14 protein-coding genes are annotated in these 16,214 nt (G+C 66.6%); 8 read left to right on the top strand and 6 right to left on the bottom strand.

The genetic code is table 11. The features are described from left to right. Nucleotides 1-321 precede the first annotated feature (321 nt). The 3 genes from KR541_RS00335 to mnmC all read right to left on the bottom strand — a co-directional run bounded on the left by KR541_RS00335 (nt 322) and on the right by mnmC (nt 5,270). A complete protein-coding gene (locus KR541_RS00335) occupies nt 322-1,437 on the bottom strand; it encodes a YbdK family carboxylate-amine ligase (protein WP_006490006.1) in 1,116 nt (371 codons plus the stop codon). 14 nt (nt 1,438-1,451) lie between these two features. Then, nucleotides 1,452-2,666, bottom strand: coding sequence for a cation:proton antiporter (locus KR541_RS00330; protein ID WP_216089305.1), 1,215 nt, complete (start codon nt 2,664-2,666; stop codon nt 1,452-1,454). A gap of 672 nt (nt 2,667-3,338) precedes the next feature. After that, nucleotides 3,339-5,270 (bottom strand): bifunctional tRNA (5-methylaminomethyl-2-thiouridine)(34)-methyltransferase MnmC2/FAD-dependent 5-carboxymethylaminomethyl-2-thiouridine(34) oxidoreductase MnmC1, encoded by a 1,932-nt coding sequence (gene mnmC, locus KR541_RS00325; protein ID WP_050015782.1) that lies wholly within the window; start codon nt 5,268-5,270, stop codon nt 3,339-3,341. Nucleotides 5,271-5,658: 388 nt separating this feature from the next. Between mnmC and KR541_RS00320 the strand changes: the two genes are divergently transcribed. Then, entirely contained in the window at nt 5,659-5,937 is a 279-nt protein-coding gene (locus KR541_RS00320; protein WP_006401505.1) for an HU family DNA-binding protein, read from the top strand. Between the two features lie 129 nt (nt 5,938-6,066). Here KR541_RS00320 and KR541_RS00315 read toward each other — a convergent pair whose 3' ends face one another. Beyond that, entirely contained in the window at nt 6,067-7,380 is a 1,314-nt protein-coding gene (locus KR541_RS00315; RefSeq protein WP_050016011.1) for a GTP-binding protein, read from the bottom strand. A gap of 153 nt (nt 7,381-7,533) precedes the next feature. Beyond that, nucleotides 7,534-8,019: a lytic transglycosylase domain-containing protein gene (locus KR541_RS00310; RefSeq protein WP_050015778.1), complete on the bottom strand. Its 486-nt coding sequence runs from the start codon at nt 8,017-8,019 to the stop codon at nt 7,534-7,536. A gap of 367 nt (nt 8,020-8,386) precedes the next feature. On the opposite strand from KR541_RS00310, the gene gspD reads away from it, so the two are divergent. The 3 genes from gspD to gspF are packed head-to-tail and all read left to right on the top strand — an operon-like array spanning nt 8,387 to nt 13,450. Next, a complete protein-coding gene (gspD, locus tag KR541_RS00305) occupies nt 8,387-10,732 on the top strand; it encodes a type II secretion system secretin GspD (protein WP_050015777.1) in 2,346 nt (781 codons plus the stop codon). Beyond that, nucleotides 10,729-12,228, top strand: a complete 1,500-nt coding sequence (gene gspE / locus KR541_RS00300) for a type II secretion system ATPase GspE (RefSeq protein ID WP_050015776.1) — start codon at nt 10,729-10,731, stop codon at nt 12,226-12,228. The genes gspD and gspE overlap by 4 nt, the downstream gene beginning before the upstream one ends. Before the next feature lie 4 nt (nt 12,229-12,232). Beyond that, complete coding sequence (gene gspF, locus KR541_RS00295; RefSeq protein ID WP_050015775.1) at nt 12,233-13,450, top strand: type II secretion system inner membrane protein GspF; 1,218 nt, start codon at nt 12,233-12,235, stop codon at nt 13,448-13,450. Between the two features lie 37 nt (nt 13,451-13,487). On the opposite strand, the gene KR541_RS00290 is transcribed toward gspF, so the two are convergent. Next, nucleotides 13,488-13,898, bottom strand: a complete 411-nt coding sequence (locus KR541_RS00290; RefSeq protein WP_216089304.1) for a type II secretion system protein N — start codon at nt 13,896-13,898, stop codon at nt 13,488-13,490. Nucleotides 13,899-14,073: 175 nt separating this feature from the next. Here KR541_RS00290 and gspG point away from each other — a divergent pair, with 175 nt between their 5' ends. From gspG to KR541_RS00270, 4 genes are read left to right on the top strand one after another with little or no spacing between them, the layout of a single operon-like run. After that, nucleotides 14,074-14,526, top strand: a complete 453-nt coding sequence (gene gspG / locus KR541_RS00285) for a type II secretion system major pseudopilin GspG (protein WP_012492990.1) — start codon at nt 14,074-14,076, stop codon at nt 14,524-14,526. 38 nt (nt 14,527-14,564) lie between these two features. Next, complete coding sequence (locus KR541_RS00280; protein ID WP_050015773.1) at nt 14,565-15,134, top strand: GspH/FimT family pseudopilin; 570 nt, start codon at nt 14,565-14,567, stop codon at nt 15,132-15,134. After that, nucleotides 15,131-15,538, top strand: coding sequence for a type II secretion system minor pseudopilin GspI (gspI, locus tag KR541_RS00275; RefSeq protein WP_050015771.1), 408 nt, complete (start codon nt 15,131-15,133; stop codon nt 15,536-15,538). Before KR541_RS00280 ends, gspI begins: the two co-directional genes overlap by 4 nt. Continuing rightward, nucleotides 15,516-16,214, top strand: coding sequence for a PulJ/GspJ family protein (locus tag KR541_RS00270; protein ID WP_089488015.1), 699 nt, complete (start codon nt 15,516-15,518; stop codon nt 16,212-16,214). The genes gspI and KR541_RS00270 overlap by 23 nt, the downstream gene beginning before the upstream one ends.

Below are 16,214 nucleotides of genomic sequence, written 5' to 3'. Positions count from 1 at the left end.
AGCGAGAGCGGAAAATCGCACAGCTAAGTTATCCCCTGCATGCTGTGGAAAATCGCTGGATAACCGGATTTTTTCGTTGTGCGCGCGATGTCGCGCGCCCGCGAAACGGGGCGCGCCGGCATTTTCCTGTTCGGATCGGCCATCGGCCGCGCGGTCATGATCCACCGGGTTATCCCACCCACAGAGCATTGACTTTGCAGCGGAATATCGGGTTATCCACAGATTGCGACGGTGCCCGTCGACGATTTCGGCGCGACAGGGCGCCGATAACCGTTCAGCGAATCGCGGCGCGGTCGATTCTGCAATCTGCAAAACATATTTTCACTCGCGCCAACGTAAGCACTGCTGCCGGACCGTCTCGTTCAGCGATTTTTCCTGTTTGAAAACGGTTCTCAACCACGATGCATCGTTCACGCGCGCCTTTGCGAGCGCACCGATCTCGTCGAGCGCCGCGCGCGAACCGAGCGCGGCCGCATGCGGCGCGATCCGGTCGAGCGTGTCGAGGATGTCTTCCGCGATCGTGCGGCGCTCGCCCGTCTGAGGATTCACGCAGGTGCCCTCGAGCCCGAAGCGGCACGCTTCGAAACGATTGAACGTGTAGACCAGGTAATCGTCCTCCGACAGCTTCAGCGGCCGGTCGGTCAGCAGGTAGCGTGCGAGCGTCTGGATGTAGCAGGCGATCGCCGCCGCGCGGTCGACCGACAGCGGCGTGTCCATCACGCGCACTTCGATCGTGCCGTAGCCGGGCTTCGGCCGGATGTCCCAGTAGAAGTCCTTCATCGAGTTGACGACGCCCGTGTTCACCATCTTCGTGAAGTACTCCTCGAACGAGTCCCAGGTCAGCACGAACGGCGCGCGGCCCGACAGCGGGAACGCGAATACCGAATTCAGGCGTGCCGAATGGAAGCCCGTGTCGACGTTCTGCACGAACGGCGACGACGCGGACAGCGCGATGAAGTGCGGAATGAAGCGCGACATCGAGTGCAGCAGGAACAGCGCGCTGTCGGGATCGGGGCAGCCGATGTGCACGTGCTGGCCGAACACGGTGAACTGCTTCGCGAGATAGCCGTACAGCTCGGAGATGTACTGGAAGCGCGGCGCATCGTAGATCTGCCGGTCGCTCCATTGCTGGAACGCATGCGTGCCGCCGCCGGCCAGCCCGACGTTGAGCTGGTCGGCCGCCTTCACGAGCACGTCGCGGATCGCATGCAGCTCGCTGACGGCCTGCTCGTGCGAATGGCAGATGCCGGTCGACAGCTCGATCATGCTTTCGGTGATTTCCGGCGTGATGTTGCCGGGAAAGGTCTCGCCCTGGATCAGGCGCATCAGGTCGGACGCCGCTTTGGTCAGGTCGTAGTTGTGCGTGTTGACGACCTGGATCTCCAGTTCGACGCCGAACGTGAACGGTTCGGAATTGACGAAGGTTTCGAGTGCCATGGCAGGTTCCGGAATCAGTTGCCGTCGCTGCGTTCGCCGACCGCCGACAGGCAGCGATAGACGACGAACGGACTGACGAGCTGCAGGATCACGATCGAGCACATCACGATCGCGCGCAGGTGCGGGTCGAAATTGGGATAAAGCTGGTAGGTATCGTCGACGAGCAGGTACGACAGCGCGGACATCGGCGTGAGCGCGATGCCGAGCGCGATGCCCTGCTTCATCCCGAGGCCGCTCGGCTTCGCGAACGCGACGACGCCGGCCAGCTTCGCGGCGAGCCGCGTGACGATCAGCACGATCGCGAGCAGCCCGCCGAGCGCGATGTCGCCCCACGTGAACGACGTGAGCGTCAGCACGAACAGCACCACCGTCAGCAGCCAGCCGGCCGTGCCGAAGTGCTCGGGCCACAGCTGCGGCCGCGCTTCGAGGTTCTTCACGATGATGCCGGCGAGCAGCAGCGTGAGCAGCGTCGACAGCTTCAACGCCTGCGCGACGGCGATCGCGAGCATCACGAGCCCGAACAGCGCGACGAACGAATGCTCGTCGCGCATCGTCGCGGTCATGTGACGGAACAGGTAGTTGCACGAACGCGCGACGAGATACGCGACGATGAACGAACCGGCTAGCAGGTAGAGCGGTTGCAGGATCGTCGCGAAAACGTTGCCGTACGCTTCCTGGTGCAGCCAGCTCGTCACGAGCTTGGTCAGCACGATCGCGTACACGCTGTTGAGCGCGGTGAGCGTGATCAGGCGTTGCGACACCTGCCCTTCCGCACGCAGTTCGGTCTTGAGCTGGATCACCATCGACGGCGACGTCGCGATCGCGATCGCCGACAGCACCAGCGCGACCATCCCCGATACGCCGAGCGCGAGCATCACGAACAGCACGAGCACGAACGTGAGCGTGGCCTCCGCGAGACTCGACGCGACGAGCCACGGATTGCGCCGGACCCAGCGCAGGTCGAGGCGGCTGCCGAGTTCGAACAGCAGCAGGCCGAGCGCGACGTCCATCAGGAGCCGCGAGGTTTCGTCGGTGCTGGTGTCGATCACGCCGAATCCGAACGAACCGGCGATCAGGCCGATCACGGCATAGCCGGTGATGCGCGGCAGGCGCCACGCGCGATAGCACAGCTCGCCGCACAGGCCGGCTGCGAACAGCGCGAGCCCGGCCCAGAACACGGCATCCGGCGCGAGCGGCCAGTTGGGCAGGAATGAGAACGCCGACTTCATCGTGGTGACTTCTCCTTTGGAAGCAACCGCCAGCGACGCGGGGTCAAGCGACAGGAATGGATGCGCGCCGGCTGGGTATTGCCCCGAATGTGATTGTTGTGCTCGACGATGGCGGTACATGGGGTCCGCCTGTTCCGCCACAAGGCGGAACGTCGTTCAGGTTGCCGATCTGGATTGTCGGCCTGGTGTGTGAACGGACTGCGCAGTCTCGAAGATTCAGATTCGAAATCGTGCCGACCGTTCCATTGAAGCATGTCCGGCGCTTGGCCGAACGAACGCGAAGGAAACCGATTGTGCCACAGGTTTTTCGCTCCGGAACCGATTGAATCGACGCGCGGGGCTGTGCGCCGCCGCAGGTCTTTGGTTTCAAAGGTTTACTTGTATATATACGTAGTAGAAGTTAACAAAGGACGCACAGTTCTGTGGATAACTCCGGTTTACGCTGACAGATCAAGGTGTTGGCGAAACCATAACCGGTTGCACAGGCTGTTCGCGCACAGCAGTTTGAGTTGAGCAACTTTCGGGCCGCATCACAGCTGTGCCGAGTTGCCCAGTTTACGTCCACTGTGATTGCACACGGAGTGCACGCGGATTCCGCGCGGTTATCCACAGCGTCGCGTGGATAACCTTGCGCGGAAAAATCGGGAAACTGTGACGGCTGCGGGCGGCCAGTCAGCCGGCCGAACCGACGCGGCGGGCGCGCAGTGCGCGGATCAGGAAGCGGGCGGGATCGATCGCATCGGCGAGTTCGCGCTCGAGCGGCCACGGCTCGCCTTCGAGTTGCGACGCGATCAGTTCGGCGCCGAGCGCAGCCCATACGAGGCCGCGCGAACCGAAGCCGAATGCGCCGTAGAGGCCCGGCGTGCGCGGCAGGTCGCGCGCCTGCGCACCGCCCAGCGCGCGTGCGTTCGCGGTGGCCTGCGCCTCGTCGGCGAGCGGGCCGACGAGCGGCAGACGGTCGCCGACGACCCAGCGGAACGCCACGCGGCCGTGCAGCGTGGCCGGATCTGGCAGTTCGCCGATCAGGCCCGGCAGCAGGCGCCGCACGCGGTCGAGGTTTTCGGCGTGGCCGGCCGCGCGCATCGCGGGATCGGTGTCGTCGGGTTCGAACGTGGCGCCGATCAGCAGCGTGCCGTCGTCGAGCGGCACCGCGTAACCGTCGCCGATCGCCGGGCACGGCAGCGGCGCCGTCGTGCCCGGCGGCAGCAGCGTGAGCTGGCCGCGTACCGGTTGCAGCGCGACATGCTTGAGCCCGGCAAGACGCGCGGCGTCGCCCGCGTTCGCGAGCACGACGACAGGTGCATCGGCGAGCGTGGCGCCCGTATCGTCGAGCGCATGCCACGCGTCGCCCCGCCGTTCGAGCCGTGCGACGCCGGTGGACGCGAGCAGGCGCACGCGCTCGCCGGCCGCCGCATATTGCGCGGCGCACAGCCCGGCCGGCCAGACGGCGCCGCCGTGCGGGAACAGCAGGCCGCCGTGCGCGACCGGCAGATTCAGATGTGCGCGTGCGGCATCGGCATCGAGCAGCGTCACGTAGTCGGACGGCGCGCCGAACGCATCGAAGGCGTCGCGCATCCGCGCGAAATCGTCGGCCGATTCGGCAAGATGGATCATCCCGTGCGTGCTGCGTGCGAATGCATGCCCTGCGTGTTCGAGCGCACGCCAGCGTGCGAGCGCGTGCAGGAAGCCGCCGCGCGTGAGGCGGCTCGCGACGTTGTCGTCGCGCGTCATCAACGGGTGGAACACCCCGGCCGGATTGCCCGACGCTTCGCTCGCGATCCGTTCGTGCCGCTCGATCAGCGTGACGTCCCAGCCGCGCACGGCCAGACGTTCGACGACCGCGCAGCCGGCGAGGCCCGCGCCGATCACGATCGCACGGCGTGCTGCAACGGGCAGCGCACGCGGCGGCTCGTGCCGGCGCGCGCGCCAGCGCGGCGCATAGTCGCCGACGAGACGATCGTCGACTTCGCGGAACGTGAAACCTGTTTCGCCGAGCGCGTACTTCACGTCGTCGGACTTTGCATGGGTCGCAAACGTCGCGTGTTCGCCGGCGAGTTTCGCGAGTGCGCGGATCCCGTCGCTCGACGCCGCGGCGCCGTCGAGAAAAAACGCATCGGCGCGCGCGACGAGCTTCTTCAGCAGGTCGATCGGATCGCCGAACGCGAGCGTGAGCACGACGCGTCCTTCGTCGAATTCGAGCCGGTGCACGCCCGGCACGAGCATCTGCCATGCGTCGATCAATGCATCGGTGTCTGCCGATATGGTTGTGTCCGCAACCATATGCGAAACCGCGCGGCGCAGGTCGTCGCGCGAGAACGGATGCGACTCGACTGCAACGACATGCAACCGTTCGCAGCGCGCGGGATCGTCGCGCCACGCGGCCCACGCCGCGAGGAAGCCGGCGCCCGCGCCGAATTCGGTCGCGACGATCGTAAACGTCCGGCGGCGCTGCCAGCGCGTGGGCAGCCCGTTGCCGGAGACGAACGCGCGATGTGCGTGCGCGAGCGTGCCGGATGCGCCGCGATGAAGCTCGCCGAACTCGGGCGAGACGAGCGTGCCGTCGTCGCGAAGCGCGAGCGAGGCGTAAACAAGTCGGTCGGGCATGCGAAACAAAAAACGTGGCAGCCAAGCCTGGCAAGGGATTGCGGCAGGCCGTCCGATCGGCCGTTGGAAAAGGGCAACGGGGCGACGGGCGGGCGGACCACGCTGCGTATCCTGTCCGGTTGGCGCAGGTCAAAAAACGGGCAATCGACGATTCATTCGGCGAAATACCGATGAAAATCTTTGAAACCCTTGTCGTTATTGGGTTTGCGCTGCGCTATCATAGCAACGCCGTACCGCGGGGTGGCCGCCGGCAAGCCGGAGGGCGCGTCGCGCGGGCCAGGATTCGGCGCTGTGTCGTCGGAGTCTGACTCTCGACGGCACGGTTCGCGCACGTATAATCGGCGCGTTCGCGCTGTTCGTGTCAACCTAACCTGATAAAGGAACCTTAATGAACAAACAGGAACTGATCGACGCCGTCGCCGCCCAAACGGGCGCCAGCAAGGCTCAAACCGGCGAAACGCTGGACACGCTGCTCGAAGTCATCAAGAAGGCCGTGTCGAAGGGTGATGCGGTTCAGCTGATCGGCTTCGGCAGCTTCGGTTCGGGCAAGCGCGCAGCACGTACGGGCCGCAACCCGAAGACGGGCGAAACCATCAAGATCCCGGCAGCCAAGACGGTCAAGTTCACGGCTGGCAAGGCGTTCAAGGATGCCGTCAACAAGCGTTAAACCCGCGCCTGTTCCAGAAAAAACCCGCCTCTCGGCGGGTTTTTTGTTGGGCGCGCGCGGCATTTTCGCCACAGTTCGCGCCGCCCTTGCAAAAGTTAACGGTTGTTTTTACAAGCCGTTACCACGCGATCACGCGTGCACGATCTGCGTGTCGCCGTGATCGTCGTCGTCGTGCGAATCGACGTCCCACGCCGGGAACGGATCGTCGAACGCGGCCCATCCCGCCGCGCCGAGTGCGAACTCCGCATCCGTCAGCAGACACGCGTCGAGTTTCGTGCGCCACGCATCGGCGTCGAGCGCGATGCCGATCAGCACGAGTTCCTGCCGGCGATCTCCGACCGTGCGATCGTCGAGATCGCCGAGCCATTCGGTGCGGATTTCAGCGAGCAGCTCGTCGTCGTCGGGCCATTCAGCGCGATCCTGCGCCGCCCACCACAAACCCGCCGGCCCGTGCCGGCATACGCCGCCCGCCTGCGACAGCGAGCCCGCGATGTCGTTGCGCGTCGCGAGCCAGAAGAAACCCTTGCTGCGCAGCACGCCCGGCCACTCCTGATGCAGCAGCGCCCACAGCCGTGCCGGGTGAAACGGCCGGCGCGCGCGGTAAACGAAATTGCCGATCCCGAATTCGTCGGCTTCGCCGTGCACGTGCGCATGATGGTCGTCATGGCAGTCGGGGTCGTCGCAATGCGTGTGATCGTGGTCGAGCGATGCGAGCCAGCCCGGTGCGTTCGCGGCTTCGTCGAAATCGAAGCGGCCGGTGTTCAGCACTTCGTCGAGCGGCACGTTGCCGAACGTCGATACGACCTGATGCGCGCGCGGATTGAGACGCGCGAGGATGTGCTGCAGGCGTGCGAGATCGTCCGCGCCGACCAGATCGGCCTTGTTGATCACCAGCACGTCGCAGAATTCGATCTGCTCGATCAGCAGCTCGACGAGCGTGCGGTCGTCGTCTTCCGACGCGGCGATGCCGCGCGTCGCGAGCGCATCGTCGGAGCCGTAGTCGCGCAGGAAGTTGTACGCGTCGACCACGGTGACGAGCGTGTCGAGCCGCGCGATCGACGACAGCGACGCGCCGTCGTCGTCGACGAACGTGAACGTTTCGGCGATCGGCATCGGCTCCGCGATACCGGTCGATTCGATCATGATCGCGTCGAAGCGGCCTTCGGACGCGAGGTTGCGGATTTCGACGAGCAGATCGTCGCGCAGCGTGCAGCAGATGCAGCCGTTCGACATCTCGACGAGGCGTTCCTCGACGTGCGACAGCGCCTGCGCGTCGCGCACGAGCGACGCGTCGATGTTGACCGCCGCGAGATCGTTGACGATCACCGCGACTTTCAGGCCCGCGCGGTTCGCGAGCACGTGGTTGAGCAGCGTGGTCTTGCCGGCGCCGAGGAAACCGGACAGCACGGTGACGGGCAACGGCTGTTTCATTGCCGGATTCATGATGATATGCACCAACGGAAAAGATGAAAAAGCGGCCGCGGCGCCCTGCCGGGGCGCGATCGGCCCGCACGCGGGCGAAACGGCGGCGTCAGCCCGCATTGTGCATCAAACGCGCGCGGCCGGCCCTGCGTCAACCGGCGACGCGGCGCCGAATCACTGAGCGGGCTGCGCTGGCTGCGCGGCCTGGGCAGTCTGCGCGGACGGCAGCAGCTTCCATTGCGTCAGGATGCCGGCGATCTGCCGCGCGTACTTGTCGCGCAGCGACGGCGTTTCCGAATGATAGGCGCCGACCGCCTGCCACGTGTTGCCGTAGCGGTTCATCTTCTGTTTGAGATGCCACGCGGCGATGTACACGTTCTTGCACGGCTCCATCAGCGTGTCGCGGCCGATCCCGTAACGCGACAGCGTGGGCAGGTGGATCGAATTGATCTGCATCAGGCCGTAGTCGACCGAGCCGTTCGTATTCTTGTTCAGCGCACCGGGCCGGTTGCGCGATTCCTGCCATGCGATCGCGCGCAGGATCAGCGGATTGACCTGCTGATATTTGGCCGCTTCGTCGAAACAATCCGCGCGTGCGTTGCCGCTGGCGAACCACGCGCCGGCGGCGATCAACGCGATCGAAGCGAACCGTCTGTTCATCGTGCGGAAACGGAAAGGAATTGCGCGAAGCTCGGGAAAACCCGTGCCTGTTATTAATGCGACGAGAAACGCGCCGCCCGTATCATACCGGCAGACCGTCCAATTGCGACAGGCAGGAATACGGCAGCCCGGTTATACCGCATTTCCGTGTCGATTCATCTCGAGATCGGGGCGACGGCCGGCATGCGGAGGGTGACGCCGATCCTTACATATCGCATACGATTCGCCGGACACATGTCGTATGTGAGACAGTCTTCGGATCAATGTGATATTTCGGACATGAAAAACTGCTAATGTCGCCTCTTTCGGACTTGGATCCCAGCACTACCGCCGGAAGTGGCCTGAGCCGGCATCGACCCATTCATCCATGACAAGAAATCGCTTCGTTATGCGGCGTATCGCCACGACCCTGCTCGTGGCCGGCATCATCGTCTCGCAGGCTGCCTACGCTCAGGTCACGCTCAACTTCGTGAATGCGGACATCGACCAGGTCGCGAAAGCGATCGGCGCCGCGACCGGCAAGACCATCATCGTCGACCCCCGCGTGAAGGGGCAGCTCAATCTCGTCGCCGAACGGCCGGTGCCGGAAGACCAGGCGTTGAAGACGCTGCAGTCCGCGCTGCGCATGCAGGGCTTCGCGCTCGTGCAGGATCACGGCGTGCTGAAGGTCGTGCCGGAAGCCGACGCGAAGCTGCAGGGCGTGCCGACCTACGTCGGCAATGCGCCGCAGGCGCGCGGCGACCAGGTGATCACGCAGGTGTTCGAGCTGCACAACGAATCGGCGAACAACCTGCTGCCCGTGCTGCGGCCGCTGATCTCGCCGAACAACACGGTGACGGCCTACCCGGCGAACAACACGATCGTCGTGACCGACTATGCGGACAACGTGCGCCGCATCGCGCAGATCATCTCCGGTATCGACAGCGCCGCGGGCGCGCAGGTGCAGGTCGTGACGCTGCGCAACGCGAACGCGATCGACCTCGCCGCGCAGATGCAGAAGATGCTCGACCCGGGTGCGATCGGCAACAGCGACGCGACGTTGAAGGTGTCGGTCACGGCCGACCCGCGCACCAACTCGCTGCTGCTGCGCGCATCGAACGGCTCGCGCCTCGCGGCCGCGAAACGCCTCGCGCTGCAGCTCGACGCGCCGAGCGCGGTGCCCGGCAACATGCACGTCGTGCCGCTGCGCAACGCCGATGCGGTGAAGCTCGCGAAGACGCTGCGCGGGATGCTCGGCAAGGGCGGCGGCAATGACAGCGGCGCGTCGGCGTCGTCCAACGATGCGAACAGCTTCAACCAGAACGGCGGTTCGTCGGCGAGCGGCAACTTCTCGACCGGCACGTCGGGCACCCCGCCGCTGCCGTCGGGCGGCCTCGGCGGTTCGTCGTCCTCGTCCGGGTATGGCGGCGGCTCGTCCGGCGGTGGCCTCGGTACGGGCGGCCTGCTCGGCGGCGACAAGGACAAGAGCGGTGACGACAACCAGCCGGGCGGGATGATCCAGGCCGACTCGGCGACCAACTCGCTGATCATCACCGCGTCCGATCCGGTTTACCGGAACCTGCGCTCGGTGATCGACCAGCTCGACGCGCGGCGCGCGCAGGTCTATATCGAAGCGCTGATCGTCGAGCTGAACTCGACGACGCAGGGCAACCTGGGCATCCAGTGGCAGGTCGCGAGCGGCCAGTTTCTCGGCGGCACGAACCTGAACCCCGGGCTGGGGCTCGGCAACAGCATCATCAACCTGACGGCGGGCGGCTTGACCAACGCGGCCGGCGGGGTCACCGGCGGCGGGCTGGCGTCCAATCTCGGGCAGTTGTCCCAGGGCCTCAACATCGGCTGGCTGCATAACATGTTCGGCGTGCAGGGGCTCGGCGCGTTGCTGCAGTATTTCTCGGGCGTGAGCGACGCGAACGTGCTGTCGACGCCGAACCTGATCACGCTCGACAACGAGGAAGCGAAGATCGTCGTCGGCCAGAACGTGCCGATCGCGACCGGTTCATACTCGAACCTGACGAGCGGCACGACGAGCAATGCGTTCAATACCTACGATCGCCGCGACGTCGGCCTGACGCTGCACGTGAAGCCGCAGATCACCGACGGCGGGATCCTGAAGCTGCAGCTCTACACGGAGGATTCGGCGGTCGTCAGCGGGACCACGAACGCGCAGACCGGCCCGACCTTCACGAAACGCTCGATCCAGTCGACGATCCTGGCCGACAACGGCGAGATCATCGTGCTCGGCGGCCTGATGCAGGACAACTACCAGGTGTCGAACAGCAAGGTGCCGCTGCTCGGCGACATCCCGTGGATCGGCCAGCTGTTCCGTTCGGAATCGAAGCAGCGCGCGAAAACCAACCTGATGGTGTTCCTGCGTCCGGTGATCATTTCCGATCGCAGCACCGCGCAGGAAGTCACCGCGAACCGCTACGACTACATCCAGGGCGTGACGGGCGCCTACAAGTCGGACAACAACGTGATCCGCGACAAGGACGACCCGGTCGTCCCGCCGATGCCGCTGGGTCCGAGCCAGGGCGGCACGCCGGCCGGCAACCTGTTCGATCTCGACAAGATGCGCCGCCAGCAGTTGCAGCGCCAGGTCGCGCCGGTACCGGCCCAGCCGCTGCCGGAAGCAACGCCCGCGCAGCCGCAGAGCGTGCCGCAGCAGGCGGTGCCGCAACAGCCGCTGACCACCGCGCCGGGAGCGTCGCAGTGAGCGACGTGCTCGCGTCATCCGCCCACGACGGCGCGCCGGGCGAGCGCCAGCCGCCGTCGCCGCTCGCCGCTCGCCTGCTGCCGTACGGTTTCGCGAAGAGCGGCCAGGTGCTGATCGCGCATCAGCTCGACGACACGCTCGAGGTGTGGATCAGCGAACGCACGAGCGACGCCGCGCTCGCGGAAATCGCGCGCAACTTCGGTTCGATTTCCGTGCATCGCGTGCCGGCCGACGAGCTCGCGCAGGCGATCAACCAGGCCTACGCACGCCAGGACGGCAGCGCCGCGCAGGTGGTCGGCGAGGTCGAAGGCGAAGTCGACCTGTCGCGGCTGATGCAGGACATCCCCGAAGTCGAGGATCTGCTCGAATCGGAAGACGACGCGCCGATCATCCGGATGATCAACGCGCTGCTCACGCAAGCGGCGCGCGAACAGGCGTCGGACATCCACATCGAGCCGTTCGAGAATGCGTCGGTCGTGCGCTTTCGCGTCGACGGCACGCTGCGCGACGTCGTGCGCCCGAAGAAGGCGCTGCACGGCGCGCTGATCTCGCGGATCAAGATCATGGCGCAGCTCGACATCGCCGAGAAACGGCTGCCGCAGGACGGCCGCATCACGCTGCGCGTCGGCGGCCGGCCGGTCGACGTGCGGGTGTCGACGCTGCCGACCGGGCATGGCGAGCGCGCGGTGCTGCGTCTCCTGGAAAAGGACGCGCAGCGGCTGAACCTCGAAGCGCTCGGGATGGGTCGCGACACGCTCGTCCAGTTCGACAAGCTGATCGCCCGTCCGCACGGCATCGTGCTCGTCACCGGCCCGACCGGTTCCGGCAAGACGACCACGCTGTACGCGTCGATGTCGCGGCTCGAAACCGCGACGACCAATATCATGACCGTCGAGGATCCGATCGAATACGACCTGTCCGGCATCGGCCAGACGCAGGTGAACGAGCGGATCGGGATGACCTTCGCCCGCGCGCTGCGCTCGATCCTGCGCCAGGACCCGGACGTGATCATGATCGGCGAAATCCGCGACCTCGAAACCGCGCAGATCGCGGTGCAGGCGTCGCTGACGGGCCACCTCGTGCTCGCGACGCTGCACACGAACGATGCGGCGTCCGCCGTCACCCGTCTGACCGACATGGGTGTCGAGCCGTACCTGCTCGCGTCGTCGCTGCTCGGCGTGCTCGCGCAGCGCCTCGTGCGCCAGCTCTGCCCCGTCTGCAAGGAAGAGCGGCACGAGGACGGCCGCACCGTGTGGCATCCGGTCGGCTGCGACAAGTGCGGGCATTCGGGCTATGCGGGCCGGCGCGGCGTGTACGAACTGCTGCTCGTCGACGAGTCGATCCGCACGCTGATCCACCGCAACGCGGCCGATGCCGAGATCCTGGCCGCCGGCCGCGCGGAAGGGATGCGCACATTGCGCGACGACGCGGAGCGCTGGCTCGCGTCCGGCGCAACGTCGCTCGAGGAAGTGCTGCGCGTGACGGGAGGCGCATAGCGCGATGCCGGCATTCCGTTTCGAAGCAATCGATTCGGCGGGGCGCGCGCAGAAAGGCGTGATCGATGCCGACAGCGCGCGAGCCGCGCGCGGCCAGCTGCGCACGCAGGGGCTGACGCCGCTCGTCGTCGAGCCGGCCGCCAGCGCGACGCGCGGCGCGCGTTCGCAGCGGCTCGCGTTCGGCCGCAAGCTGTCGCAGCGCGAACAGGCGATCCTCACGCGCCAGCTTGCGAGCCTGCTGATCGCGGGGCTGCCGCTCGACGAGGCGCTCGGCGTGCTGACCGAGCAGGCCGAACGCGACTACATCCGCGAACTGATGGCCGCGATCCGCGCGGAAGTGCTCGGCGGCCATTCGCTCGCGAATGCGCTGGGCCAGCATCCGCGCGATTTTCCGGAAATCTACCGCGCACTCGTTGCCGCGGGCGAGCACACCGGCAAGCTCGGCATCGTGCTGTCGCGCCTCGCCGACTACATCGAGCAAAGCAATGCGCTGAAGCAGAAGATCCTGCTGGCGTTCACGTATCCGGGCATCGTCACGCTGATCGCGTTCGGCATCGTCACGTTCCTGCTGAGCTACGTCGTGCCGCAGGTCGTCAACGTGTTCGCGAGCACGAAGCAGCAGTTGCCGATCCTCACGGTCGTGATGATGGCGCTGTCGGAATTCGTGCGGCACTGGTGGTGGGCGATCCTGATCGCGGTCGCGCTCGTCGTGTGGTTCGTGAAGGCGACGCTGTCGCGCGCCGGGCCCAGGCTCGCGTTCGATCGCTGGGTGCTGACCGCGCCGCTCGCCGGCAAGCTCGTGCGCGGCTACAACACGGTGCGCTTCGCGAGCACGCTCGGGATTCTCACCGCGGCCGGCGTGCCGATCCTGCGCGCGCTGCAGGCGGCCGGCGAGACGCTGTCGAACCGCGCGATGCGCGCGAACATCGACGATGCGATCGTGCGCGTGCGCGAAGGCTCCGCGCTGTCGCGCGCGCTGAACAACGTGAAGACGTTTCCGCCGGTGCTCGTGCACCTGATTCGTTCGGGCGAGGCGACGGGCGACGTGACGACGATGCTGGATCGCGCGGCCGAAGGCGAAGCGCGCGAACTCGAGCGCCGCACGATGTTCCTGACGAGCCTGCTGGAGCCGCTGCTGATCCTCGCGATGGGCGGCATCGTGCTCGTGATCGTGCTGGCCGTGATGCTGCCGATCATCGAGCTGAACAACATGGTGCAGTGACGGTGCGGCCCGATTCCGACGGATGGGCCGCTACCGTTCAGCGCATGTAGATCGCGGGGGACGGCGTGTTCGCCGGGAGCTGGATTTCGGCGCGGGCGCCGTTGCGGTCGACGATGATCGAGCGCGGCCGGACTTCGGCGAGCTTCGCGCCGGACGCGACCTCCGCGCCGAGCGACACGGCGCGCGGCGGTTCGCCGCCGACGCCGACGATCGCGGCGCCGCGATGATCGAGCGCGAGAATGCCGAACAGGTGGATGTCCTGGACGGGATTCTTGTCGAGCTGGCCGCCGAAGAGCGCCGCGGCGTCCTCGGTGCGGATCGGCAGCCGCGCGGCGGCGGCGGGCAGCGGCGCTTCGCGGGCCGACAGCGTGACGACCCAGTAGGTGGCCGTCGCGCACAAACCCGCGAAGAGGGCGAGGGAAAGGATCCGGATCGAGAGCGCGTTCATGCGCGCTATTGTACGGATGTATATGAAATTTGCGTTGGGTGAAAGCCCTCGGCGATGCGCGCCTTACAATGCGTGCTCCGCGCCCGCCGGTCCGGAAGGTTGCTGTCAGGCAATCGTCCGGTGCGCCGGGTGCGTCACTCAATCGACGACATTTTTTGGAAAGAGGTAGTCAGTCATGCAAACGTGGATCACTCGCCGCAACGCGGCCGTGCGTCGTCAGCGCGGTTTCACGCTGATCGAGATCATGGTGGTGGTCGCGATCCTCGGGATCCTGGCGGCGCTGATTGTGCCGAAGATCATGAGCCGCCCCGACGAGGCGCGCCGCATCGCCGCGAAGCAGGACATCGGCACGATCATGCAGGCGCTCAAGCTGTACCGCCTGGACAACGGCCGCTATCCGACCCAGGAGCAGGGCCTGAACGCGCTGATCCAGAAGCCGACCAACGATCCGATCCCGAACAACTGGAAGGACGGCGGCTATCTCGAGCGCCTGCCGAACGATCCGTGGGGCAACGGGTACAAGTACCTGAACCCGGGCGTGCACGGCGAGATCGACGTGTTCAGCTACGGCGCCGACGGCAAGGAAGGCGGCGAAAGCAACGACTCCGACATCGGCTCGTGGCAGTAAGCCGGCGCTGATCGGCCCGACGTTTCATTCCGTTCTTCATGCTCGCCATTCGCACGACCTCCCGCTGCGGCCGCGATTGCCGCGTGCGTCGCGGTGCGGTGCCGTCCGTACCGGCAGGTGCCGATGGCGGCTTGATGAAGCCCCGCGCGGCGCGCCGTCGCGGGCGCGGCTTCACGCTGCTCGAAATGCTGGTCGTGCTCGTGATCGCCGGGTTGCTCGTGTCGCTCGCGTCGCTGTCGTTGACGCGCAATCCGCGCACCGACCTGCGCGAGGAAGCGCAGCGGATCGCGCTGCTGTTCGAGACGGCCGGCGACGAAGCGCAGGTGCGCGCGCGGCCGATCGCGTGGCAGCCAACCGCGCACGGTTTCCAGTTCGACGTGAGCTCGCCCGACGGCTGGCGCACGCTGCGCGACGACCTGCTGCGCCCGCGCGACTGGGACGGCGGCGTCACCGGCGCGGACATCGATTACCCGGGGTCGGACACGCGCGCGAACCGCGTCGTGTTCGGCACCGAGAGCATCGACACGCCGGTGCGCGTGACGCTGCATTCGGCCGCCGGCAGCGCGACGATCGTCGGCACCGGCAACGGTCGCTACGAGGTGCAATGACGATGCGTCGTCGCCTGCCCTTCCCCGTTTCCTCCGCCCGCGGCTTCACGATGATCGAGGTGCTGGTCGCGCTCGCGATCATCGCGGTCGCGCTCGCCGCGTCGATCCGCGCGGTCGGCACGATGGCGAGCAATGCGTCCGACCTGCATCGCCGGCTGCTCGCCGGCTGGAGCGCCGACAACGCGCTTGCGCAGCTGCGGCTCACGCATGCATGGCCGGAGGTCGGGGAGCAGAGCTTCGACTGCTCGCAAGGTAACGTACAGCTCGTCTGCACGCAGCGCGTGAGCACCACGCCGAACCCGGTGTTCCGGCGCGTGCGGATTTCGGTGAGCACGCCCGGCCGTGCCGGCGTGCTCGCGCAGATGGTGACGGTGGTCGCGAATGAAACCAGCCGTCCGCTCTGACGCGCCGATGCGACGCCCGTCCACCCGTGCCGCCCGCCTCGCCCGCGGCTTCACGCTGATCGAGCTGATGATCGCGATCGCGATTCTCGCGGTGGTCGCGATCCTCGCATGGCGCGGGCTCGACCAGATCATGCGCGGTCGCGACAAGGTCGCGGCCGCGATGGAAGACGAGCGCGTGTTCGCGCAGATGTTCGACCAGATGCGCATCGACGCGCGGCTCGCCGCGACCGACGACGAGGCCGGCCAGCCGGCGATCGGCGTCGCCGGCAATACGCTGCAGATCGTGCGCGAACTCGACGTGCCGGGCGTCGCGCCGCGGCTGCAGGTGGTCCGCTACCGGATCGCCGGCGGGCGCGTCGTGCGCTATGCATCGCCGCCGATCGACGACACGAACCGGCTGCGCACCCTGCTGAAGGACAGCAGCGTCGACGGTTGGAGCTGGGTCGCGCTGATGGGCGGCGTCGGCGCGATCGACGCGAAGCTGTACGTGCCGCGCGTGGGCTGGACCACCAACCTGCAGACGGCCGACGAAGCGCTCGCACAGAACAACGACGCGCTGAAGGTGCCGCAGATCGGCAACGCGCCGCCGGCGCGCGCGGTGACCGGGCTGCAGGTCAGCATCGGCGCGACGTCGCTGCGCGTGCCGGTCACGCGCATCTTCCTCGTCGGGGAATGA

This window comes from Burkholderia sola, from assembly GCF_905400185.1.
Taxonomy (GTDB): Bacteria; Pseudomonadota; Gammaproteobacteria; order Burkholderiales; family Burkholderiaceae; genus Burkholderia; species Burkholderia sola.
Note: the sequence above shows the minus strand (reverse complement) of the source record. Positions and strands in the feature narration are given on the sequence as shown.